18 protein-coding genes are annotated in these 22,301 nt (G+C 62.4%); 12 read left to right on the top strand and 6 right to left on the bottom strand.

Annotated elements, in window-relative coordinates:
* Positions 1–2: 2 nt before the first annotated feature.
* From WMO46_RS11645 to rsxA, 12 genes are all read left to right on the top strand, one after another.
* Positions 3–1,379, top strand: coding sequence for a methyltransferase RsmF C-terminal domain-like protein (locus WMO46_RS11645; RefSeq protein WP_129651784.1), 1,377 nt, complete (start codon positions 3–5; stop codon positions 1,377–1,379).
* A gap of 2 nt (positions 1,380–1,381) precedes the next feature.
* Positions 1,382–1,942: a MerR family transcriptional regulator gene (locus tag WMO46_RS11640; protein ID WP_019151051.1), complete on the top strand. Its 561-nt coding sequence runs from the start codon at positions 1,382–1,384 to the stop codon at positions 1,940–1,942.
* Positions 1,943–1,952: 10 nt separating this feature from the next.
* Positions 1,953–2,744 carry a Nif3-like dinuclear metal center hexameric protein gene (locus WMO46_RS11635; RefSeq protein WP_349094411.1) on the top strand — a complete coding sequence of 264 codons (792 nt, stop codon included), beginning with the start codon at positions 1,953–1,955 and terminating at the stop codon, positions 2,742–2,744.
* A gap of 17 nt (positions 2,745–2,761) precedes the next feature.
* On the top strand, positions 2,762–3,523 hold the full coding sequence (locus tag WMO46_RS11630; RefSeq protein ID WP_019151049.1) for a zinc ribbon domain-containing protein: 762 nt from the start codon (positions 2,762–2,764) through the stop codon (positions 3,521–3,523).
* Positions 3,524–3,692: 169 nt separating this feature from the next.
* Complete coding sequence (locus WMO46_RS11625; protein ID WP_019151048.1) at positions 3,693–5,273, top strand: NAD+ synthase; 1,581 nt, start codon at positions 3,693–3,695, stop codon at positions 5,271–5,273.
* A gap of 4 nt (positions 5,274–5,277) precedes the next feature.
* Complete coding sequence (locus tag WMO46_RS11620) at positions 5,278–5,697, top strand: SoxR reducing system RseC family protein (RefSeq protein ID WP_019151047.1); 420 nt, start codon at positions 5,278–5,280, stop codon at positions 5,695–5,697.
* Positions 5,697–6,680, top strand: a complete 984-nt coding sequence (locus WMO46_RS11615; protein ID WP_349094410.1) for a Fe-S cluster domain-containing protein — start codon at positions 5,697–5,699, stop codon at positions 6,678–6,680. The genes WMO46_RS11620 and WMO46_RS11615 overlap by 1 nt, the downstream gene beginning before the upstream one ends.
* A gap of 160 nt (positions 6,681–6,840) precedes the next feature.
* The gene (gene rsxC / locus WMO46_RS11610; RefSeq protein ID WP_165357768.1) at positions 6,841–8,187 is read left to right on the top strand and encodes an electron transport complex subunit RsxC; all 1,347 of its coding nucleotides are present in this window, start codon (positions 6,841–6,843) and stop codon (positions 8,185–8,187) included.
* Between the two features lie 179 nt (positions 8,188–8,366).
* Positions 8,367–9,332 carry an RnfABCDGE type electron transport complex subunit D gene (locus tag WMO46_RS11605; protein WP_195497730.1) on the top strand — a complete coding sequence of 322 codons (966 nt, stop codon included), beginning with the start codon at positions 8,367–8,369 and terminating at the stop codon, positions 9,330–9,332.
* 13 nt (positions 9,333–9,345) lie between these two features.
* Complete coding sequence (locus WMO46_RS11600) at positions 9,346–10,014, top strand: RnfABCDGE type electron transport complex subunit G (protein WP_173390139.1); 669 nt, start codon at positions 9,346–9,348, stop codon at positions 10,012–10,014.
* On the top strand, positions 10,007–10,591 hold the full coding sequence (locus WMO46_RS11595) for an RnfABCDGE type electron transport complex subunit E (protein WP_026076590.1): 585 nt from the start codon (positions 10,007–10,009) through the stop codon (positions 10,589–10,591). Before WMO46_RS11600 ends, WMO46_RS11595 begins: the two co-directional genes overlap by 8 nt.
* A 2-nt stretch (positions 10,592–10,593) precedes the next feature.
* Complete coding sequence (gene rsxA / locus WMO46_RS11590) at positions 10,594–11,172, top strand: electron transport complex subunit RsxA (protein WP_019151041.1); 579 nt, start codon at positions 10,594–10,596, stop codon at positions 11,170–11,172.
* A gap of 364 nt (positions 11,173–11,536) precedes the next feature.
* Here rsxA and WMO46_RS11585 read toward each other — a convergent pair whose 3' ends face one another.
* Genes WMO46_RS11585 through WMO46_RS11560 form a run of 6 tightly spaced genes read right to left on the bottom strand, consistent with a single transcriptional unit; the run spans position 11,537 to position 22,301 of the window.
* Positions 11,537–12,526: a family 43 glycosylhydrolase gene (locus WMO46_RS11585; protein WP_349094409.1), complete on the bottom strand. Its 990-nt coding sequence runs from the start codon at positions 12,524–12,526 to the stop codon at positions 11,537–11,539.
* Between the two features lie 23 nt (positions 12,527–12,549).
* On the bottom strand, positions 12,550–14,715 hold the full coding sequence (locus WMO46_RS11580) for a polysaccharide lyase family 8 super-sandwich domain-containing protein (protein WP_349094408.1): 2,166 nt from the start codon (positions 14,713–14,715) through the stop codon (positions 12,550–12,552).
* Positions 14,716–14,725: 10 nt separating this feature from the next.
* Positions 14,726–15,760, bottom strand: coding sequence for a DUF1735 domain-containing protein (locus WMO46_RS11575; protein WP_278963566.1), 1,035 nt, complete (start codon positions 15,758–15,760; stop codon positions 14,726–14,728).
* Between the two features lie 13 nt (positions 15,761–15,773).
* A complete protein-coding gene (locus WMO46_RS11570) occupies positions 15,774–17,531 on the bottom strand; it encodes a RagB/SusD family nutrient uptake outer membrane protein (RefSeq protein ID WP_278963565.1) in 1,758 nt (585 codons plus the stop codon).
* Between the two features lie 12 nt (positions 17,532–17,543).
* A complete protein-coding gene (locus WMO46_RS11565; RefSeq protein ID WP_129651794.1) occupies positions 17,544–20,438 on the bottom strand; it encodes a SusC/RagA family TonB-linked outer membrane protein in 2,895 nt (964 codons plus the stop codon).
* A 9-nt stretch (positions 20,439–20,447) separates the two neighbouring features.
* Positions 20,448–22,301, bottom strand: a complete 1,854-nt coding sequence (locus WMO46_RS11560; RefSeq protein WP_019151035.1) for a RagB/SusD family nutrient uptake outer membrane protein — start codon at positions 22,299–22,301, stop codon at positions 20,448–20,450.

The following is a 22,301-nucleotide window of genomic DNA, read 5'->3' as shown; positions in this document are numbered from 1 at the left end:
GGATGACGCTGCCTGCGAAATTCGTCGAACGGGTCCTGTGCGACCTGGGTGAGGCGGAGGGACGCGCCCTCTGCGCCGCGCTCGACGGGATGCCGCCGGTGTCGGTGCGGATCAATCCCGCGAAGGCTGCCGCCGATGCACTGTCGGCTTTGGAGATCGCCGGACAGGTGCCGTGGTGCCGTGACGGGCGTTACCTCGCCGTGCGTCCGTCCTTCACGCTCGACCCTGATTTCCACGCCGGGGCCTACTACGTGCAGGAGGCTTCGTCGCAGTTCGTGGGACACCTGTTGGAGGGCGTGCGGACCGAGGGGGCCCGCATCCTCGATCTGTGTGCGGCTCCGGGCGGCAAGACGACGCTCTACGCCTCGCTGGCCGGGCCCGGCGGACTGGTCGTCGCCAACGAGATCGACCGCCGCCGTGCCGCCGTGCTGGCGGACAACGTGCGCAAGTGGGGCACGGGCAACGTGGCCGTCACGACCTGCGAACCGCGTATGCTGGGCGACTTCGAGGCGTGGTTCGACATCGTGGCCGTGGACGCCCCCTGCTCCGGCGAGGGGATGTTCCGCAAGGACTGCGAGGCCCGCGGCGAATGGAGCGAGGGGAGTGTGAAACTCTGCGCGGCGCGTCAGGACGGCATCCTGCGCGAGGCGTGGCGGGCTCTGAAGCCGGGCGGAACGCTCGTTTACAGCACCTGCACCTTCAACCGCGACGAGGACGAGGGGGCGTTGGAGCGGATGCTCGCATGGGCCGGCGACGAGGTCGCCGAATCGGATGAAATCGCCGTGGAGGATGCGTGGGGCATCGTCTGCGGGCGTGTCGGGGCGTTCCGGACGTTCCGGTTCTATCCCCACAGGGCCTGCGGCGAGGGATTCTTCGCCGCCGTGGCCCGCAAGTCGTTCGACGCCGGGGGCCGTGTACGCACGCCGAAGGCGCGGCGCACGGTATTTGCGGCGGCGGATAGGAAGACCTCCGCCGAACTGGCCCGCTGGGTCCGGGAGCTGGACCGGATGTGTTTCGCGCAGGTCGCCGACACGTTCTATGCGTGGTATGCGGCGCAGGCCGACGCCGTGCGGGCGTTGTCCGAGGCGCTGCCCGTCATCTGTTCGGGCGTGGCGCTGGGGCAGGTCTTCAAAGGGACGCTGAAACCCGATCCCGCGCTGGCTCTCTTCGACGGGCTGAACCGCGGGGCGGTGCCCGTCGCGGAGCTGGACGAAGCGGAGGCGCTGCGCTACCTGCGCAAGCAGGAGATCGCCGCCGCAGGGCTGGCTGAAGGGGTGAATCTCGTCTGCGCGCGGGGTCGTGCGCTGGGATTCGCCAAGCGGATCGGCGCCCGGGTGAACAACATGTATCCCAATTCGTTGCGAATCATAAAACAATAGATATGGCCGAAAAACTTTATTATTCGATGGGCGAGGTGGCCGAGATGTTCGATGTCAATACGTCGCTCATCCGCCACTGGGAGTCGCAGTTCAGCATCCTCCGCCCCAAGCGCAATAAGAAAGGCAACCGCCTCTTCTCGCCGCAGGACGTTGAGAATCTGAAGCTGATCTACCATCTGGTCAAGGAGCGCGGCATGACGCTCGAAGGGGCCCGCAAGGCGCTCCGCAAGGGGCCTGCCGGGAGCGGCGTGGACCGCGACGCCGAACTGATGGAACGTCTGCAACACATCCGCGCCCTGCTGGTCGAGGTCCGCGAGGACCTGAAAGCCGGGGAGGGGGAGATCGTGGCCGATACGGACGACGCCGCTGAGGACGGGACGCCGGAGGCCGCTCCCGTGCGCCGCCGTGCCAAGGCTGTGGTGAAGATCGACGAATCGACGGGCGGGGAGCTTTCCGATGACGGACAGGCCGCTGCCAAACGCACCGTCCGCAAGCCCCGCCGCAAGAAGGAGGAGGTCGAGCACAAGGAGCTGTTCGCGTTCTACGAACAATCGTTGTTTTAAGGAAAAACCTATGAAGATCAGTCAGATAACCGAAGTCATCGAACGCTTCGCCCCGCTGGGCTGGCAGGAATCGTATGACAATGCCGGACTTATCGTCGGGCGTCCCGACGACGAGGTCCACAAAGCCCTGCTGGCCGTGGATGTCACGGAAGAGGTGCTGGACGAGGCCGAAGCCGAGGGGTGCGACATCGTGCTGACGCACCATCCGATCGTCTTCCATGCGCTCAAGCGTTTCAACTCCGCGGACCCCGTGCAGCGGTGCGTCGAGCGGGCCATCCGCAGCCGGATCGCCCTCTATGCCTGCCACACCAACCTCGACAGCGCCCCCGGAGGGATGAGCTGGCGGCTGGCCGGGATGCTGGGCGTCGGGAACCTCGAAGTGCTGCAACCCGCGGAAGCCGGCGGAGGCGTGGGGTTCGGCGTGGTGGGTGATCTGCCCGAAGCCGTCGATACCGTGGAGTTCATGCGGTTCGTCCGGCGGAAGCTCGGAGTGAAGGTCGTCAGACACAGCGACGTGGCGACTCCCGAGGTGCGCCGCGTGGCGGTCTGCACCGGTGCCGGGGCCTCGCTGATCGGCGACGCACGCCGCGCCGGAGCCGGAATCTACATCACCGCGGACTTGAAGTACAACGACTTCATGACACCCGATAAGGCCCTCACGGTAGCGGATATAGGCCATTTTGAGAGCGAATATTGCGTAATTGAGCTATTATTTGATATTTTATCGAAAAATTTATGTACCTTTGCGGTTCGCAAGAGTGAACACTCTCGCAATCCGGTGAATTATCTGGTGCAAGTCTAAACTATACAGTACATTATATGGCAACACAAAAGAAGACGGCCGAGGTTGATTACTCGATGCAGGAGAAGATCCTGGCGCTCTACGAGCTGCAAAAGATCGACAGCAAGATCGACGAGATCAACAAGGTGAAAGGTGAACTGCCTCTTGAAGTTCAGGATCTCGAAGACGAGATGGCCGGGATGAAGACCCGCATCGAGCACATCAATGCGGAGATCGAGGAGCTCAACACGCTCTCCAAGCAGCGCAAGCGCGAGGTGGACCAAGCCAAGATCATGATCGGCAACTACAAGGAGCAGCAGAACAACGTGCGCAACAACCGCGAGTTCGACGCCATCACCAAGGAGATCGAGTATCAGGAACTCGAAATCGAGCTGGCCGAAAAGCGTCTGAAAGAGTATGCTGCCGGTGTGAAGGTCAAGAAAGCCCAGCTGGAGGAGGCCGAGGCGCTCTCGAAGGAGCGCACCGCGGACCTCGGGGCCAAGAAGGCCGAGCTGGAGGGCATCGAGGCGGAAACCGCGCCGCTGGTGGCGGAGTATTCCGTGCAGGCCGACGGCGTCAAGGAGAAGATCGACGAGCGGCTGCTCGCCGCCTACGAGCGCATCCGCCGCAACGTCCGCAACGGGCTGGCCGTGGTGACCGTGAAGCGCGATGCCTGCGGAGGGTGTTTCAACCGCATCCCGCCCCAGCGTCAGGTGGACATCCGCCAGGGTAAGAAGATCATTATCTGCGAGTACTGCGGCCGTATTCTGGTGGCCGATCCCGAAGAATCGCAGGAATAGGGATTGCAGCGACGGCGAAAGGCTTCCGGTTTTCCGGGAGCCTTTCGTTCGTTTTTAAGAATTTTTGTAAATGGAAGAATGTTAATTTATTAACATTGAAATTTCTTCCGACTTTTGCAAATAATCCTTAACTTTGCGGAGTTGTAATGCCCCGACTTAAACTATCGCCATGAAAATAGCTATTGCCCAGTTGAATTACACGATCGGAGATGTGGACGGCAACGCATCGAAGATCATCGACTCGATCAACAAAGCGAAAGCACAGCGCGCCGACCTGGTGATCTTCGCCGAACAGGCCGTGAGCGGAACCCCTGCCTTCGACCTGCTGCGGAAAACGACCTTCCTCGAATTGTGCGAGGACGCATTGGTCGAGATCGCCTCGTGCTGCGACGGCATCGCCGCCATCGTGGGATTGCCGATCCTCACGAACAACGGCACGATCAGCGCCGCGGCGCTGATCCAGGACCGCAAGGTGCTGCGCTACGTCGGCAAGAAATACATCACGGCACGCCGCGAGATGGGCTTCCTGACCCCCTCGAAGGGCTTCGAATACGCCACCATCAAGGGCCACAAGTGCGCCATCATCGTGGGCGACGACCTGAGCCGCGAGCACGATTTCGACCAGTCGGTCGAAACCGTCATCTCGATCAATGCCCGCAAGTACGGCAAGGGAACCATGACCTACCGGTATGAAATGATGCGCCATCTGGCGTTCGTCGAGGGCAAGAACCTCGTGCTGGTCAACCAGGTGGGCGGTTCGACCGACATCGTGTACGACGGCACGTCGGGGGCGATGAACGGCCGCGGCGAAGTGGTGCTGATGATGAAGAATTTCGAGGAGGATTTCCAGATCTTCGACACCGAGGCCGCTGCGGAGCCGATCGCTCTCCCCTCGACCTACAACGACCGCACGCGGCTGGTTTACGAGGCGGCCCGCTGCGGACTGCGCGATTTCTTCCGCAAGAACGGCTACAAAAAGGCTTCGATCGGCCTCTCGGGCGGTATCGACTCGGCCGTGGTGGCCTGCATCGCCGCCGATGCGCTGGGCGCGGAGAATGTCCGGGCGCTGCTGATGCCCTCGCCGTTCTCCTCTTTCGAGTCGGTGGAGGACGCCAAGGAGCTGGCCCGCAACCTCGGCATCGAATACAACGTCATTCCCATTTCCGAAATCTATACCAGCGTGGTGAACACCCTGAAACCCGTCATCGGCGGCACGGAGTTCGACGCCACGGAGGAGAATATCCAGACCCGCATCCGCACGGTGCTGCTGATGGCCTTGCAGAACAAGACGGACTACATCCTGCTGAACTCCTCGAACAAGAGCGAGAACGCGCTGGGACTCTGCACCCTGTACGGCGACACGGCAGGTGCGTTCAGCCCCACGGGCGACCTCTACAAGAGCGAAATGTACGACGTGGCCCGCTACATCAACCGTACGCAGGGCAATCCGATTCCCGAAAGCATTCTGACGAAAGAACCCTCTTCGGAACTCCATCCGGGGCAGAAAGACAGCGACATCCTGCCTCCCTACGAGGTGGTGGACGCCATTCTGACGCGCATGATCGAGGAGGGACAGCACCGCGAGGAGATCGTCAACGCGGGATTCGATTCGGAAGTCGTGGAGAAGATCCACGCGATGATCATGCACAACGAGAAGAAACGCTACCAGTTCCCGCCCGTGCTGCGGTTGTCGTCGTGCACCTTCGGTCACGAGCGGCTGATGCCCCTGACCAATAAATACGGAGATTAGCGGCGTGGCGGAACTGATCGAACACAGCGGCGTGGTGGAACGTACGGAGCGCGGCGCGGTCCATGTGCGTATCACCTCCCGGAGCGCCTGCGGAAGCTGCAAGGCCCGTCAGGCGTGCGGATTGGCCGAGGCTCAGGAAAAGGTCGTCGTCGTGGCGACCCCGGAGGCCGCGTCGTTCGCGGCGGGCGATGCCGTGTCGGTCGGCGTGCGCCGAAGCGCAGGCATGCGGGCCGTCGTGCTGGCATACGTCGGCGCCCTGGCGGTGCTCATGGCGGTGCTCGTGGCGGCCATCGCCGGCATGGGGTGGAGTGAAGGCGCAGGCGCCCTCGCGGCGATCGCCGGCGTGGGCGTCTATTATTTCGTGCTGTGGCTCTTCCGCGCGAAAATCGAACACACAATTCAATTTACAATAACTAAAATCTGATGGAAGTATTACTTTACACGATCCTGACGCTGTGCGCGCTGGGCGTGCTCTCGGCGGTGATCCTCTATTTCGTGGCCCAGAAGTTCCGGGTCGAGGAGGACCCGCGCATCGACGAGGTGGAGAAGATGCTCCCCGGCGCCAACTGCGGCGGCTGCGGATTCGCAGGCTGCCGGGGTATGGCCGATGCGCTGGTCAAGCAGGATGACATTTCGTCGCTGTTCTGCCCCGTGGGCGGCGGCGACTGCATGAAGGCCGTGGCTGCCTACCTCGGAAAGGCCGCTGCCGAGAAGCAGCCCGAAGTGGCGACCGTCCGCTGCGGCGGTACGTGCGAGAAGCGTCCCCGGACGAACGATTTCGACGGGGCCAAGTCGTGCGCCGTGGCTTCGTCGCTCTATGTGGGCGAGACGGGCTGTGCGTTCGGCTGCCTCGGATTCGGCGACTGCGTCGCGGTCTGCGCCTTCGACGCCATTCACATCAATCCCGCGACGGGGCTTCCGGAGGTCGATCCCGACAAGTGTACGGCCTGCGGCGCCTGCGTGAAGGCATGTCCGAAAATGATCATCGAACTGCGCAAGAAGTGGCCCAAGAACCGCGCGGTTTACGTGTCGTGCGTCTCGAAAGACAAGGGCGCCGTGGTGATGAAAGCCTGCAAGGCCGGGTGTATCGGTTGCGGCAAGTGCGTGAAGGTCTGTGCCTTCGACGCCATCACCGTGGAGAACAACCTCGCCTACATCGACCCGCAGAAGTGCAAGTTGTGCCGCAAGTGCGTGAACGAGTGCCCCACGGGCGCCATCCGGCTCGTCGGCATGGACCCGCTGCCCAAGGCCCCGAAGGCCGCCCCGGCCGCTCCGGCAGCTCCGGCAGCTCCGGCTGCCCCTGCGGCTCCCAAGGCCGAAACGGCCCCTGCGGCGGAGAAACCTGCGGCTCCCGCAGCCCCGAAGGCCGAGGCTACGCCTGATACGAAAGTTCCGTCGGAGTCGTGATTTTCCGCCGCAGGCGGACGAGTCCCCTCCGAGGAGAGGATTTAGGGGAGGGGCGGAATAAAGACGCCGCCTTGGCGGCGAATGGTAAAACCCTCCGGTCCGGAAAAGCGGAACGAAAACAAATTCGGTTTTAGAAACGTAAAAACGAACCAAATAATATATGAAGACATTTCCAATGGGCGGAGTCCATCCGTCGGAAAATAAGCTGAGCTGCGCCAAACCGATCGAGGTTCTGCCGCTGCCCGAGGTGGTGACGATTCCCCTCGCGCAGCACATCGGGGCTCCCGCCGTGGCCAAGGTCGCCAAGGGCGACAAGGTGCTGACGGGACAGCTCATCGCCGAAGCCGGCAGCTTCATGTCGGCGAACATTCACTCCCCGGTGTCGGGAACGGTCACGGCCGTGGATATGGTTCCCAACGGCCAGGGCCTGCGCCAGATGATGATCACGATCAAGCGCGAGGGCGACGAGTGGGCCGAGGGCATCGACCGCTCGGAGACGCTGGTGAAGGTCTGCCCCCTCTCGGCGCAGGAGATCGTCGCCAAGATCAAGGATGCCGGTATCGTCGGCATGGGCGGAGCGACGTTCCCTACGCACGTGAAGCTCTCGGTGCCTCCCGGTAAGAAGGCCGAGTGCGTCATCATCAACGGCGTGGAGTGCGAACCCTATCTCACTTCGGACCATCGCACGATGCTGGAGCACGGCGAGGAGCTGGTGGTCGGCGTGACGATCCTGATGAAGGCCGTGGGCGTGGAGAAAGCCTATATCGGCATCGAGAACAACAAACCCGACGCCATCGCGCATCTGAAACGCATCGCGGAGGGATACAAGGGTATCGAGGTGGTGCCCCTGAAAGTGATGTACCCGCAGGGCGGCGAGAAACAGCTCATCGCGGCCGTCACGGGCCGCCAGGTGCCGCCCCCGCCCGCGCTGCCCATCGACGTGGGCGCCGTGGTGTGCAACGCTTCGACGACCGTGGCCGTCTACCGCGCCGTGCAGAAGTCGATGCCGCTGATCGAGCGCGTGGTGACCGTCACGGGCAAACGTCTGAAAGAGCCCAAGAACCTGCTGACCCGCATGGGTACGCCGGTTTCGGCATTGCTGGAGGCTGCCGGGGGCGTTCCCGACGAGCCTGCGAAGGTGATCAACGGCGGTCCGATGATGGGTCGTGCGATGGTCAACCTCGACTCGCCCGTCACGAAGGGGTGTTCGGGAATCACGGTCCTCTCGGGCCGCGAGGCCGTGCGCCGCGAAGCCGCGCAGTGCATCAAGTGCGCCAAGTGCGTGTCGGCCTGCCCGATGGGTCTGGAACCCTATTACCTCTCGAAAATGACGCAGAAGAAGGGATGGGACGTGCTGGAACAGCAGATGATCACCTCGTGCATCGAGTGCGGATGCTGCCAGTCCACGTGCCCCTCGTACCTGCCGCTGCTGGACTGGATACGTCTCGGAAAACAGACCGTGATGGGAATTATCCGCGCACGCGCTGCCGCAGCGCCGAAAAAATAAGGGTGGATTTCCGTTCCGAAGATTCCGGCCCGGCGGCCGCTTGCGGCCGTAAGTCCCTCTCGATGGAGGGTTTAGGGTGGGGCAGGATTTGTAAACGCGGCTGCAAGCCGCGGGACGATGCCTCGGGAATGGCAGGAACGGTCCGATAATACGAAGAATGTAAAATTATAGTATAACTTATGGCAAACAAACTCATTGTAGCTCCTGCGCCGCATGTCCAGACCTCGCAGTCAACGGCACGGATCATGCGCGACGTGGTGATCGCGCTGATGCCTGCGCTGGTCGTCTCGACCGTGGTGTTCGGAGCCGACGTGCTGCGCGTTACGGCCCTTTCGGTGGCGGCGTGCGTGGCGTTCGAGTACCTGATTCAGAAATTCCTGGTCCGCGGCGCGGTGACCGTCACCAACTGGTCGGCCGCGGTGACCGGCGTGCTGCTGGCCTTCAACCTCCCGGCGTCGATTCCCTGGTGGATCGTCGTGATCGGCGCGTTCGTGGCGATCGCCATCGCCAAGATGACCTTCGGAGGTCTCGGCAAGAATCCTTTCAATCCCGCGTTGGTGGGCCGCGTGTTCCTGCTGATCGCCTACCCGGTGCAGATGACCACCTTCCCGATGCCGGTGAACGGCGCGTTCGACGCCCTTTCGGGCGCCACGCCGCTGGCCGCCGTGAAGCACGGCGCTGCGGCCGATGTGCTGGGCGTGCAGGAGCTGCTGCTGGGCAACATGCCCGGTTCGATGGGCGAGGTGGCCGCGCTGGCGCTGCTGTGCGGCTTCGTCTACCTGCTGTGGCGGCGCGTCATCACGTGGCAGATTCCCGTGACGGTGCTCGTGACGATGGCCCTGTTCGCCTTCGTCGTGGCGCTCTGCTCCGGAGAGTCGGGTGCGGCGTTGTGGCAGCTGCCGCTGTTCCACGTGCTGGCCGGCGGTGCGATCCTCGGCGCCGTCTTCATGGCGACGGACTACTCCACGTCGCCGATGACCGTGCGGGGCGGGGTGATCTTCGCCGTGGGAATCGGCGCGATCACCATGTGCATCCGTCTGTGGGGCGCCTATCCCGAGGGCATGTCGTTCGCCATCCTCATCATGAACGCCTGCGTGCCCCTGATCAACAAGTATGTCAAACCCAAGCGCTTCGGCGTGAAATAACGGAGGTGGCAGTATGAAAAGCACACTTTTGAACATGACGGCCGTCCTCTTCGGCATCACCCTCGCGGCTTCGGCGGGAGTGGGCGTCGTCAACATGATTACCGAAGAGCCGATCGCCGCGGCCAAGGAGGCGGCGACGAAGGCGGCGCTTACGGAGGTACTCCCGGCGTTCGATGCGACGGAGGCCGAGGAGCTGACGATCGACGAAATGCCGATTACGGTCTACACGGCCACCAAGGAGGGCGCCGTGAGCGGATATGCCGTGCAGTCGATGACCAAGCAGGGATTCGGCGGCGTGGTGCGCCTGATGGTGGGCTTTACGCCCGAGGGCGAGGTGGTGAACGTCAACGTGCTGGAGCAGACCGAGACCCCGGGTCTGGGAACCAAGATGGCCGACGAGGGCAACGTCCTGCTCGCCAGCGTCAAAGGACAGAAACTCGAGGAGAAGAAGCTCGTGAACGGCAAACTGGCCGTGAAGAAGGACGGCGGCGATGTCGATGCGCTGACCGCTGCGACCATCTCTTCGCGCGCCTATGTCGATGCGATCAACCGTGCATGGATGGCTTATAAGAGCGTCGTGACGGGCGAAGCCCCGGCGGACGCGGCATCCGGAGCGACGGCAGCGGCCGCCGCCGAACGAACCAACGGGCCTGAGGCTCAGGAAGGAGGTCAAAATGAATAAGTTGCAGATTATTTTGAGCGGTATCGTCAAGAACAACCCGACGTTCGTGCTGGTGCTGGGCATGTGCCCCACGCTGGGAACGACCACTTCGGCCGGGAACGGCATGGGCATGGGGCTGGCGACGATGGCCGTGCTGATCATGTCGAACCTCGTGATCTCGCTCATCAAGAACATCATTCCCGACAAGGTCCGCATTCCGGCGTTCATCGTCGTGATCGCCTCGTTCGTGACCATCATCCAGATGCTGATGCAGGCTTTCGTGCCGGCGCTGTACGATGCGCTGGGCGTCTTCATCCCGCTGATCGTGGTGAACTGCATCATCCTGGGACGCGCCGAGGCGTTCGCCTCGAAGAATTCGCCGTTCGACTCCGCGCTGGACGGCGTGGGCATCGGTCTGGGATTCACGCTGTCGCTGACGGTTGTCGGCGCCGTGCGCGAGATTCTCGGTAGCGGGGCCATCTTCGGCGTCAGCCTCGGAATCGCCGACTACACGCCGCTGATCTTCGTGCTGGCTCCCGGTGCATTCCTGGTGCTCGGATACCTTATGGTGTTGTTTAACAAATTAGCCAAGAAATAGTTATGGAGATTTCCTATTTTGCAATCATCATCGGCGCCATCTTCGTCAACAACGTCGTGCTGGCGCAGTTCCTCGGCATCTGCCCCTTCCTGGGCGTGTCGTCCAAGGTCGAGACCTCGATGGGCATGGGAGCCGCCGTAACCTTCGTGATGGCCATTGCGGCCGTCGTGGCGTGGCTGATCCAGACCTACGTGCTGGTGCCGCTGGACATCGTTTACATGCAGACGATCGTCTTCATCCTCGTGATCGCGGCCCTCGTGCAGATGGTCGAGATCATGCTCAAAAAGATGTCGCCGTCGCTCTATCAGGCGCTGGGTATCTTCCTGCCCCTCATCACGACCAACTGCGCCGTGCTGGGCGTTGCGATCCTGATGATCCAGAAGGAGTTCAACCTCTTGCAGAGCGTCACCTACTCGGTGGCCACGGCCCTGGGCTTCGCGCTGGCGCTGGTGCTCTTCGCCGGCATCCGCGAGCGTCTCGATTTCGAGGACGTTCCCAAGGCGTTCAAGGGCATTCCCATCGCGCTGATCACGGCCGGAATTCTGGCTATGGCGTTCATGGGATTCTCCGGTCTGGTCTGATTCCGACGGTTGCGGCGCCAGTCGCCGCATATTCCCCGAATTTCCGAACGGGCCTGCCCGGCAGGTTCCGCCCGTTTTCAAGCAGGGTTGCAGCTTTCAAAGCTGCAACCCTGCTCGCATATGGCCGCTGTTGGTCGGTACGGAATGGCTCCGATCGGCCTGTGCGGCGGGTTCTCCGCCTCCTTTCGGCATGGCCTCCTCTATGGATACGACAAGCCCCGGAGATCGTCGGTTTTGATAACCTGCGAATCCTCGGGGCGATTTGCCGTCGGCGCGTTTATTCGGGCTTCGAATCTCTTCGGGCCGCGACGGATATTTCGGGCGGCCCGAAGAGCAGGGACCGCGGCATGGGCCGAATCCCGGATCAGAGGCGCGGCGAAGCGGCCTGATTCGACGGATAGCCGTCGTTGACCAGCGGCCAGCCGTCGGTCCAGTTCACCCGGTCGAGCATCAGGGTGCGGCTGCTCGGGCTGTTGACCCAGTAGGCGTGGTAGAGGAGCCAGTCCGTGCCGTCGCGGTCGGTTACGATCTCGGCGTTGTGCCCCGGTCCGGCGAAGGCTCCGTTGCCCTTCAGGACTGTTTCGTAATGGTTCGAGAGCATCTCCTCGCCGTTGCGGTCCACATAGGGGCCGAAGAGATTCTCGGAGCGTCCCACCACGACCGAATAGGTGCTGTTCAGTCCGGAACAGCAGCTGCCGGTCGAGGCGAAGAGGTAGTAGTAGTTTCCGCGTTTGTGGATGTATGTCGCCTCGAAAGCCGTGCCGGCGACCAGCTGAATGGTCGAGGTGTCCAGCGTGAGCCCGTTGTCCGACAGCCGGGCGCCCCAGATGCCGCGGAAACTTCCCCAGAAGAGGTATTTCGCGCCGTCCTCCTCGATGAAGAACGGGTCGATCGAGTTCAGACAGCCGATCTCCTTGCTGATGAACAGCTTGCCGTGGTTGATCCAGGGTCCTTCGGGCGTCTCGGCCTCGGCGACGCCGATGCCGCAGTCCTCGATGCCGCCCCACGAGGAGAGCGAATAGTAGAGCAGATAGCGGTCGCCGACATAGTTGATGTCGGGGGCCCATATCTCGCCGCCCTCCGTGAAGTCGGGGCGCGTGGCCTCGGAGAAGACCGTGCCGCACAGCGTCCAGTTGACCAGGTCGCGCGATTTCATGATCGGCACGTTGCGGACGGCCTCCGTCGCATAAAGATAGAACGTGTCGCCGTCGCGGATGACCGTGGGGTCCGGCATCTTCTGTGTCGTGACCGGGTTTTTGTAGGTGGACGGGTCGTATCTGTCGCCGGATGCCTCGTCGCACGAGGTGATTGCCGCCAGAGAAAGGGTCAGAAAGAGAAACAAATCGGTTCGCATAGGAATATTTTTATGGTTTTTTGTTATTTCAATCGTCCGCATACGGTCGCGCCCTGCATGGCGTCGCCGTCCGGAAGGCTGAGGCTGGCCGCGCGCCGCCTTTTTCCGTCCGACAGCGATACGTTCAGCGCGGACGCGCACGGCGAGGAGGCCGCAATGCGTTTCGTGCGCAGGTCGATCGCTACGACGGCGGGGGCATCGACGCGGAGCGTCAGCCCTCCGGCCCCGACGCTTCCGGGCCTGCGGAACACCGCGCAGATCGTGCGGCCGTATTTCACGGCCTGGCAGGCGTCGTCGTTGCGCAGGAGCTCCACCGGGCGTTTGGCTGCCGTGCGCGCCGTCTGCTTCGCATTCCGGCAGGGCAGGATCGCATAGGCATAGCTGCCGGCCGTGTCGCAGCGGTGCTCCACCCAGCATTTGAAGATCCGGGCCGAGTCCGCGCGGTCGCGGTAGAAGGGGTCGATCGGGTCCCATTTGCCGTGTTGCATGGCGGTCGAGAGCCGCACCTCCTGTTCGTCGAGCAGGAGATAGCCGCGTCCGTCGTGGTGAATCCACTGCACCTCTCCCGGCCGGAAACTGCGCCCGGTCGGTCGCTCCTCCGGAATGCTGAGCCTGCCGCCGGAGGTTCCCGCGACGACCTCGCCGCGCAGCCGGTTCTGTTCCAGCGTCGTGAAGAGCTCCCGCGGCGGTGCGTCGTTCCGGATGCCGGAGCCCAGCGCCACGACGATCTCTTCGAACAGGAAGTTCGATTTGACGGCCCGGAGGCTGTCGCGCCGCAGCTCCATCGTCGTGCAGAGCAGGCCGTCGGCGGCCAGACCGCCGACCCACCGGGAGCGGTTCCGCTTTTCGTCGGCGTCGTCGCTGCACTTGATCGGGGCTCCGTCGTCGTAAGCCGTGGTTCCCGGGACGCGCCGCCAGTCCCAGCAGGCGAAAATATTCTCGTATTCCGCCCCGTGCTGCATGGTCAGCAGCGCACCGTCGGCCGAGAAGTTCGCCAACAGGTTCTCCCGGTTGGTCATCTCGAATCCGACCGTGCGTTCGGAGTGCATCCGCACGGAGGCATACCATCGTTTCGAACGGTGGATGCCGCAGTCCGAACGCCAGTAGTAGCTGCTGCCCGCAGCCTCCCGGCCTCCCGGCCGGAGATTCCGCTTTGCGATGCGGGCGAACTCCCGGCTTCCGGGACGCCCCGTCGCCGCCATGTTCCGGGCCGTTACGGCCAGCGACAGCGCCTTGCCCCGTCCGGCGTCGATGAAGACCTGACGGCCGCAGAAGCTCGGGTCCATCGTGCCCTGCCAGACGCTTCGGCAGATGCCGTCGGTCAGCAGCCTCCGCACGATGTCGTACTGCTCCGCCGGGAAGGCATAGGGCGAACCCTCCAGCACCCGGAACCAGAACGAGATGCTCTCGGCGTAGGCCAGTCCGTAGTTGCCGAACTGAATTTGCGGGCCGTGCTGGTGGAACGACCAGTCCGGCTGGATGCCCTCGCCCGTGGTGAGCCGGATCTCCTCGGCGATAGCGTCGCGGGCCCGCTGCACCAGCTCCCCGTCGTCGGTCAGCAACCCCTTCATGAGGTTGTTGCCCGCGAGCCAGACCTTGTTCTGGCCGGTGCGTCCGAACTGCGACCGTTTCAGAATCCGCAGTCCTCCTGCGATCTCTTCGGGGGTCGCTTCGTCGCCGAGCATCAACAGAATGGCGGTCAGCTTTTTCGGAACGCCGATTTCGTTGTGCCACCAGTTCGGACACCGGGGGTCGATCCGCAGCCAGAGCCCGATGCCGGCATGGAGCACGTCGCGCAGCCGCTGGCTGCGGTAGCTCTCCGAACCGGGGTCCGCCCAGAGTTTGGCCAGGGCGTAGAGCCGCGTCAGGTGGAGCGTCGGCTGCCAGCGTCCGCGGGTGCGGTCCGCGTAGTCGATGTCGCTCCAGCGCCCCTGCTCGTCGATCAGGCCGAGCAGACGCCGCACCTCCTCCGCCGGAAGATGTACGGACATGTAGAGCTGCAACAGCAGCACGTCGTTGGCGCGGCCGCTGTCCGAGCACTCGATGAAGCGTTCCGCGAGCTGCCTGTCGGGGGCGTACGATGCCGTCGAGGCCCGGACGAACGCCGCACGGAGGGCGTCCAGGGACCCGGTGCCGGCATGAACGGCGGAACAGGCGAGCAGAGCGGCGTATGTCAGAAAGCGTTTCATGATCCGCCGGTCAATCGTAATGGGCGGGGTCGCTGTCCTGCCATTCGTTCACGCCGTCGTGCATGCGGTTGCGGAAGGAGAGCGTGTCGATCACCTCCGTCGAGGTTCCGTCCCCGTTGGGATAGCGGTAGTGCAGGAAGATCTTGCGGTCCTGGAGCAGGCGGGCCCGGTTGTAACCGGACCCCAGATCCTCGACGGAGATCGAAGACGACGAGACCGTGACTTTATCCCCGTCGAGCGTCAGCCGCAGCGCTCCCTGTTTGGTGCCGTTTCCGATGTAGTCCGTCTCCACGGCGTCGGGAGCCACCGTGGTCAGCGTATAGACGGCGTGGGTGCCCTCCTGACTCGGGATCGTCGTCGGATAGACCTTGGTCGCCGTTATCTGTCCTGCCGCATTGACCGTGTGCATCTTTCCGCCGTGGTAGTAGTGCCCGAAAAGCATGTTTTCATAGCGCACGGCGACTACCTGATAGGATTTGGCGATCAGCACGGTGTCGGCATCGGCGCTCGTGAGGCGGAATCCGATGGCGTAGTACGGATCGTGGCTCATGTTCGGATCTGCGAGCAGAGCCTCCGGATCGGCCGTTACGGTGACCGTGCCCGTATGCCGGCCGCGCGGAATCGAGATCTTCCGGTCGTCGCTGACCGTAAAATACTCCCGCGGCAGCGGCGTCAGCCGGCCGATGCCGCTCGCTTTTACGGCCTCGGTGACATAGGACTGGCTGATGCCGGAGACCGTGACGGCTCCGCTCATCGCCTGCCATGCCGTGAACGGCGATGCGGCTCCGCTGTAAGGCGAGAGGTCGCCATCGACCAGATCGTCGTCGAGGACGTAGTAGACCGAACGGTCGCGTTCGTTCTCTATCACGCCTCCGAGCACCGAACCGATCTCGAACGACATCTCCTCGCCCACGATGAACGAGCGCAGATCGTACTGATAGGCGACATAGACGCCGCTGTGGTCGTAATCCTCGACATAATCGTCGTAACAGCCCGAGCAGAAGAGTGCGAGCAAGAGCGGCAGCGCTGCAATTCTATTTTTCATAATGCGTTGTTTTTTATTCCCAGTTGGACCATCCTTCGTTCTGCACCATCTTTTCCATGCGGATCATCTCCGTGTAGGGGATGGGCACCCATAATGATTGGTAGCTGCGCTTTTCGACCTCGACGCGGTTGATCTGCGCGGCGGAGATGACCGGCTTGCTCACCGAGCCGTTCAGTGCGGTGGCGTCCGTCGCCCAGCGGCGCAGGTCGTAGAAACGCTGCCCCTCGAAGCAGAGTTCGATGCGGCGTTCGTTGCGCACGAGCTTCTCGAACTCCTCGGGGCCCGCGGCGGCGCATTCGTCGAGATAGGGGTCCGCCGTCGCTCCGACGCCCGGCATTCCGTCGTTGGTGGGGCGGCTTCGCAGATAGGCGAGGGCCTGCTTGGGGGTGTAGCCGTAGAGTTCCGTCGTCGGGCCCGACACCCGGTTGGCCGCCTCGGCGAACGTGAGGCACATCTGGGCCCAGCGGATGAAGAAGATCGACTTGGGCATGGTCTGGATCGACTCGTCGTTGCCGTTCCACCCCAGGTAGAGGTACTTGCGGATGTAGTAGTTGGTCATCGAATTGTTGATGCCTCCGGCCTCGTCGCGTCCGCCGACCGAGGTGTCGAAAGTGTACATCACTTCGCCGTTGCCGACACGGCAGACATCCGCCCCGTTATGGAATATGGCGCTGTAAAAGCGCGAATCCCGGTCGGCATAGGGCCGGAGCGGATCGTAATTCGACAGGGGATGGTCGATCGGATAGCCGTTGGCCGCCGGGAAGGCATCGACCAGCTCCTGGGTGGGGCCCAGGCTGCCGGTCCCGAGAAATCCGGCCGGGTAGAAGAGCTTCTCCAGCGTGCTGCCTTTCGAGTAGTCGGACGACCAGATGATCTCGGGGCTGTTGGGATCAGTCCAGGCGAACGCCGCTGCGGGATCGAATCCGTGGGCTCCGTCCTGCGTGAGTTTGAAATCCATCACTTCGGCGGCGTATTTCGCCGCGTTCTCCCAGCGCGAAAGGTCGTTGTCGGGGTTGAACGCCGGAGAGGCCCATTGCAGGTAGACCAGCGCCTTCAAGGCTTTGACGGACAGCTGGTCGAAACGATGCCAGCGGATCGCCCCTTCGAGGTTCGTATTGGTCGTGAGCCAGTCGCGGTTGGCCTCCGGGAGGTATTCGAGCGCCCGGTCGCAGTCGTCGAGAATCTGCTTCACGCACTCCTCGTAGGTGGCTCGTTCGAACGAGCCGGCGTCGGCGTCGAAGACATCGACGGGTTCGAGCACGATGGGGAATCCTAACAGCCGCCCGTCGGTGCCCCGGCCGCCCCATTTGCGCAGCAGGTCGTACTGCCACCAGGCCCGCAGGGCGTAGGCGTCGCCTTGCAGGTTCTTCTGCAACATCCTGTTCTGCTCCTCGTTGATCATATAGCGCGTGGTGAGGCCCAGATCGTTGTCCAGAAACTTGTTCACATACATGATGCCCTGGTAGTCGCGTATCCAGTAGGTCTTGAACGGGTCGCTGGCGGGCGTTCCGGTGCCGAGGGCGAAGCTGCGCATCGCATGGTTCCGCTCTGTTATGACCAGGTCGTCCGTCGCACCGTCGAGATAGAGATACTCCGCCTTCGTGTAGGCCGTAGGCAGCAGGTCGTAGCTTTTTTCGACGAAACCGCGGATCATGGAGGGGTATTCATTCAGATTTTCGTCCGTATAGTGGCCGTTGGGCAGCGGATCGAGGAAGTCGGAGCATCCGGCCAGCGCCAGCAGGGCTGTCAGCCCCCAAATTGTATTTTTCATGATCGGAAACATTTAGAAAGAGAGTTTGAACCCTGCCGTGAAGGTGCGGTAGAGCGGATACTCGGTCACTCCCGAGTTGATGTTTTCTGGATCGACATCCTTGATTCCGCTGATGGTGCAGAGGTTGGCGCCGCGCAGGAAGACGCGCAGCCCCTTGAAGACCGACTGGCTGCGGAAGCGGAGGTTGTAGCCCAGTTCGACGTTCTGAATCTTGAAGTATCCGCCGTCGCGCAGCCAGAACGAGGAGTTCTGGAAGTTGTTGTTCGACTTGACGTAGGCCAGGCGCGGATAGTCGCCGCCGATGTTGTCGCGCACGAAGGTCGAATAGTTGTCGGTTCCCCAGCCGTTCCAATACCAGCTGTTGGTCAGCGCCGTGTCGAATCCGGCCCGGCCCGTTCCGACGATCGTCAGGTCGAAATTCCGGTAGCGCAGGTTGATGCTCACCGAGTAGTTCACTTTGGGCGTCGTGTTGCCGATCACCCGCGTGTCGTTGCTGTCGATGAGTCCGTCATCGTTCAGGTCGGCGTATTTCAGGTCGCCGACTTGCACTTCGTCGTCGAAGAGCTGCCGGGGCGAGGTGTCGATCTCCTCCTGCGAGGTGAACTTGCCCAGGCAGACATAGCCCCGGTAGGAACCCGTCGCCGATCCTGTGACGCGCTGGTAATCGTAAACCACGTTTTCGGAGTAGCGCAGGTATTTGCCCTTGAGCGTCGAGATGCTGCCGCCTACGGTGTACTCCACCTTGCCGATCCGGTCGGACCAGTAGAGCGCGGCCTCCCAGCCCCGATAGCGGATGTCGTTGTAATTCTCGTAGGTGCCGATGCCGTCCATGCCGTAGAGTTTCGGCAGTACGGAACTCATGTTGGTGATGATGCCCTCGCGCTTCGTGTTGAAGTAGTTGACCTCCAGCGAGAGCCGTTTACGCAGCAGCAGCACGTCGATGCCCGCGGTTATCTCCTTGCGTTTCTCCCAGGTCAGGTCGGGATTGCCCAGCCGCGAGATGGTATTGATGTAGGACTGGTAGCGGTTCGAGGAGCCCAGCCATTGGTAATTCGTCGTGTAAGACCCGAAATTGATTCCCTTGCTTTTCACGTAGTAGTCCTCGTAGAGGTCCTGCGAGCCGAACGTGTCGTAGCCGATCACGCCCGCCTGACCGCGCACCTTGAGGTAGTCGATCCATTTCACGTCCTGCATGAATCCCTCTTCGGATACGACCCAGCCCACGCCGAACGATGGGAAAACCCCGAAGCGTTTCCCCGGCCGGAACATCGACGAACCGGCGTAGTTCACGACGGCCTGAAAGAGATACTTCTCCCGGAACGCATAGTCCAGAGAGCCGATCAGCGCCAGCTGGCGTTCGCGGTAGGAGTTTCCCGAGCGCTCGACCGTCTCCAGATAGAAGACCGCCGCCGCGCCGACCCGGTGGTCGTCGTTCCGGTAGTCGTAGCTCAGCTTTTCGTGCAGGAAGAGCCCCTGATGGGTCCATTTGCCCATGATGGACTTGCCGGAGACCTGCGCCCCTTCGTGCGGGGTCTTGATGGTCGAACCGGTCGATTGGTCGTAGATCACCGCCGTGTAGTCGGGATTCTTGCCGATGCGGGTCATGTTGAAGAGGTCGAGCGCCGCATAGGACTGGAACTTCAGCCCCTTGAGCAGGGCGTGCAGATCGTAGGTCAGTGTGGTCGCAACGGTGCCCGAACGTCCTTTCTCCGTGAAGAAGCCGTTTTCGGTGAGTGCGGCGTAGGGGTTGGTTCCGTAGTTCTGGCTGACGCCGTAGACGACGTTTCCGGTCGTCTCGTCGCGCGAGACGATCAGCGGAAATTCCACCGCGGGCGTGCGCACGGCCCCGACGAACGCATTGTCGAACTCCGCGGCGGAGGCCGCTCCGCTGTTGCCGTAGCGCGGGGAACGGCGGAAGCTCAGGCCGCCGGCGAATCCGAAGTCGATCTTCAGGTCCCGCGTGATGGCGGCGTTGAGGTGCGTGCGGACGGTCAGCCGGTTGAAGTCGGCCGTGCTCCCGACCTTGAAGATGTCCCCTTCGCCGGCATACCCCAGGTAGGTGCTGTATGCGAGCCGCTCCGACCCGCCGTCGAACGAGACGTTGGCCTTGTAATAGGGTTTCGTGTCCTTGAACATCAGACTGCGGTAGTCGGCGTTCGGCGCCGTGAGGCTGTTCGCATCGCGGAGCGTGAACCCTTCGATCGTTTCGTTGGAGTAGAGCGGCGCGTATCCGCTGTTGATGCGCGCCTGATTCTGCAACTGCGCGTATTCGACGCCGTTGACCCATTCGGGACTGCGGTCCACCACGCTCACGCCGCTTTCGAACCCCACGCGGATGCGCCGTTCGCCGGGATGTCCGCGACGGGTGGTGATGTTGATTACGCCGCCGCTGGCGCGCGATCCGAAGAGGGCCTTGTCGGCGATGTCGCGGACGAACGTCATGGATTCGATCTCCTCGGGATCGAGTTGCAGCTGCGAGAGGTATATCGGCATGCCGTCAACGACGAATGTCGGCGTGAATCCCCGGCTGGTGATCGACCCGCGGAGCGACTCCTCCCCGTAGTGCAGCCCCGGCATGCCGCTCCGCTCGGTGACCGTCAGTCCGTCCACGACGCCCGTGAAGGCGTTGCGCAGGTCGTTTGACGGATATTTGTCCAGGTCGTTTTCGTAATAGGCCGCGGTGCTGCTCGTCGAACTGCGCTTGTCGAGCGTGCGGGCGAAAGGCATGTCCAAAGTCTGATAGATACGCAGGACGCGCCGGGCGCGAATCGCGGAGTCCGTCCGAATCGCGGAATCGGACATCGCGGCGACGCGGTTTTCCGCCTCTTCCGGATGCGGAGCGCCTTGAATCGTTCCGATGACGCATACCGTCAGGATGCCCCATAGGTATATGCAGGTGTTCTTCATGATGTGGTTCTACCAAATTTCGTTGTTGACAAAGTTCTTCATCTTGTTGGCCTCCTCCGTGGGGAACGGGATGTAGTACATGGCATCCTTCCACGATGACTGCCGGTTCTGCGGAATCGCACGGCGCGTGTAGATGCGGCCTTTCGGATACTGTTCCGAGACATCGGTTTTCTCGATGTACATGCCCGTCAGGGTCGCGGTCATCTTTTGCGGGGCGATCATCCAGCGGCGGATGTCGTGGTAGTAGTGGTGGCCTTCGAAGGCCAGTTCGACGCAGCGTTCGTTGCGGATGCGTTCGCGCAGCAGCGGGGCGCTGCCCGTGAATTTGTCGAGCACGTCGGGCATTCCTATCCGGTTGCGCACCTTGTTCACGGCCTCCAGCGCCGTCAGCGAAAGGCCGCCGGCCGTGCCCTGCGGTCCGGATACCTCGTTCACGGCTTCGGCGTAGTTGAGGTAGAGCTCCGCCATGCGGATCAGCGGGTCGGTGTGCTCGGTCCTCGATGCGGTGCCCGATCCGTAACCGCCGTTCCACCACTTGTTTATGTAATAGCCCGTATTCGAATATCCCGTGGATTTGCTGTCCATCGAGCCCCATGCGATTCCGAACTGGCGCGACTGGCTGTTGATCACCGTCATCGGATAGGTTCCCGTCGAGGGGTCGTAGTGGATGTTGATCCCGGTCGGACACATCGACACGACGCTGCCGTCGTGGACGACCGTCAGATCCAGACGCGGGTCGCGGTTCGAGTAGGGGTCCTGCTCGTCGTAGTGTCCCTGGGCGATCGCCTCCTGACGCTCGGCCTCGGTCTCCAGCGGGTCGCCCCAGACGGTCTCGAAAAGATCGACGCAGTTCTGCGTCGGGCACTCTCCGCTGGATTTGGAGAAATTCGCCTGCGGATAGGCGAAGACCGCCGACCAGACATCCGTCTGGTAGTAGCTGCCGCTTCCGTAGTTCCAGGCCCAGATGTGTTCGTTGGTGTAGGCGGCGCCCCAGAAGTTGCTGGACCACTCGCTTCCCGGAACCAGGTCGTAGCCGTACTCTTCGGCGATGCGGATGGCTTCGCCGCAGGCTTCGGCGGCATCCTCCCAGTCGCTCTGGCCGTGCAGGTTGTTCAGCTTGCTGGCCGCATAGAGCAGTGCGCGGGCTTTCATCGCCTTGGCCGCCACGCCGTTGGGATAGGCCATGTCGGAACTCGTCAGATGGCCTTCGGTTCCGGGAGCGGCATCCCGGCGCACCTTGCCGGCGGAGACGAAGCACTCGTAGGCGCGGTCGAAATCCTCGGCGCACCGCGAATAGGTCTCCCAGGCCGTCAGCCGCGCCATGTCCCACTCGTCGTTCTCGTCGAGCGCCTTGTCGAGATAGGGCATGCCGCCGAAGATACGGCACAGCGTGAAGTGGGCGTATGCGCGGACGAAATAGGCTTGTCCGAGCAGGTCGTCCTTGTTCTCCTGTTTGACGTTCTGCACGCGGCCGATGTTCTCGATGCACTTGTTGCAGACGCGGATGATGCGGAACATCGAATAGGAGATCGCCCGTCCGGCCGTCGAAGTCGTGAATTCCGCGGCGTTCTCGCCCATCGTCCCCGACTTGATCTGCTGGCAGCGCAGCAGGCGGCCGGCGTCGCTCAGATCGGTGAACTGATACCAGGTGTAGCGGCGGGCGTTCATGTCGAGATAGAGCGGATAGGCACAATGGATTCCCGTCGGTGTCGTGTAGATATTGTAGTAGTAGGACTTGAAGTTGTCCCATACGGTGAACACCTGATCCTCGTCGAGACCCATCTCGGGGTTGATGTCCAGGTAGTTGCATCCCGAGACGCTCAACGTGAGGGTCGAAAGAATGGATATGATCGCTTTTTTCAT

The sequence above is a fragment of the Alistipes intestinihominis genome, assembly GCF_040095975.1.
Classification (GTDB): Bacteria; Bacteroidota; Bacteroidia; order Bacteroidales; family Rikenellaceae; genus Alistipes; species Alistipes senegalensis.
This window is presented reverse-complemented; position numbering and strand designations above follow the sequence as displayed.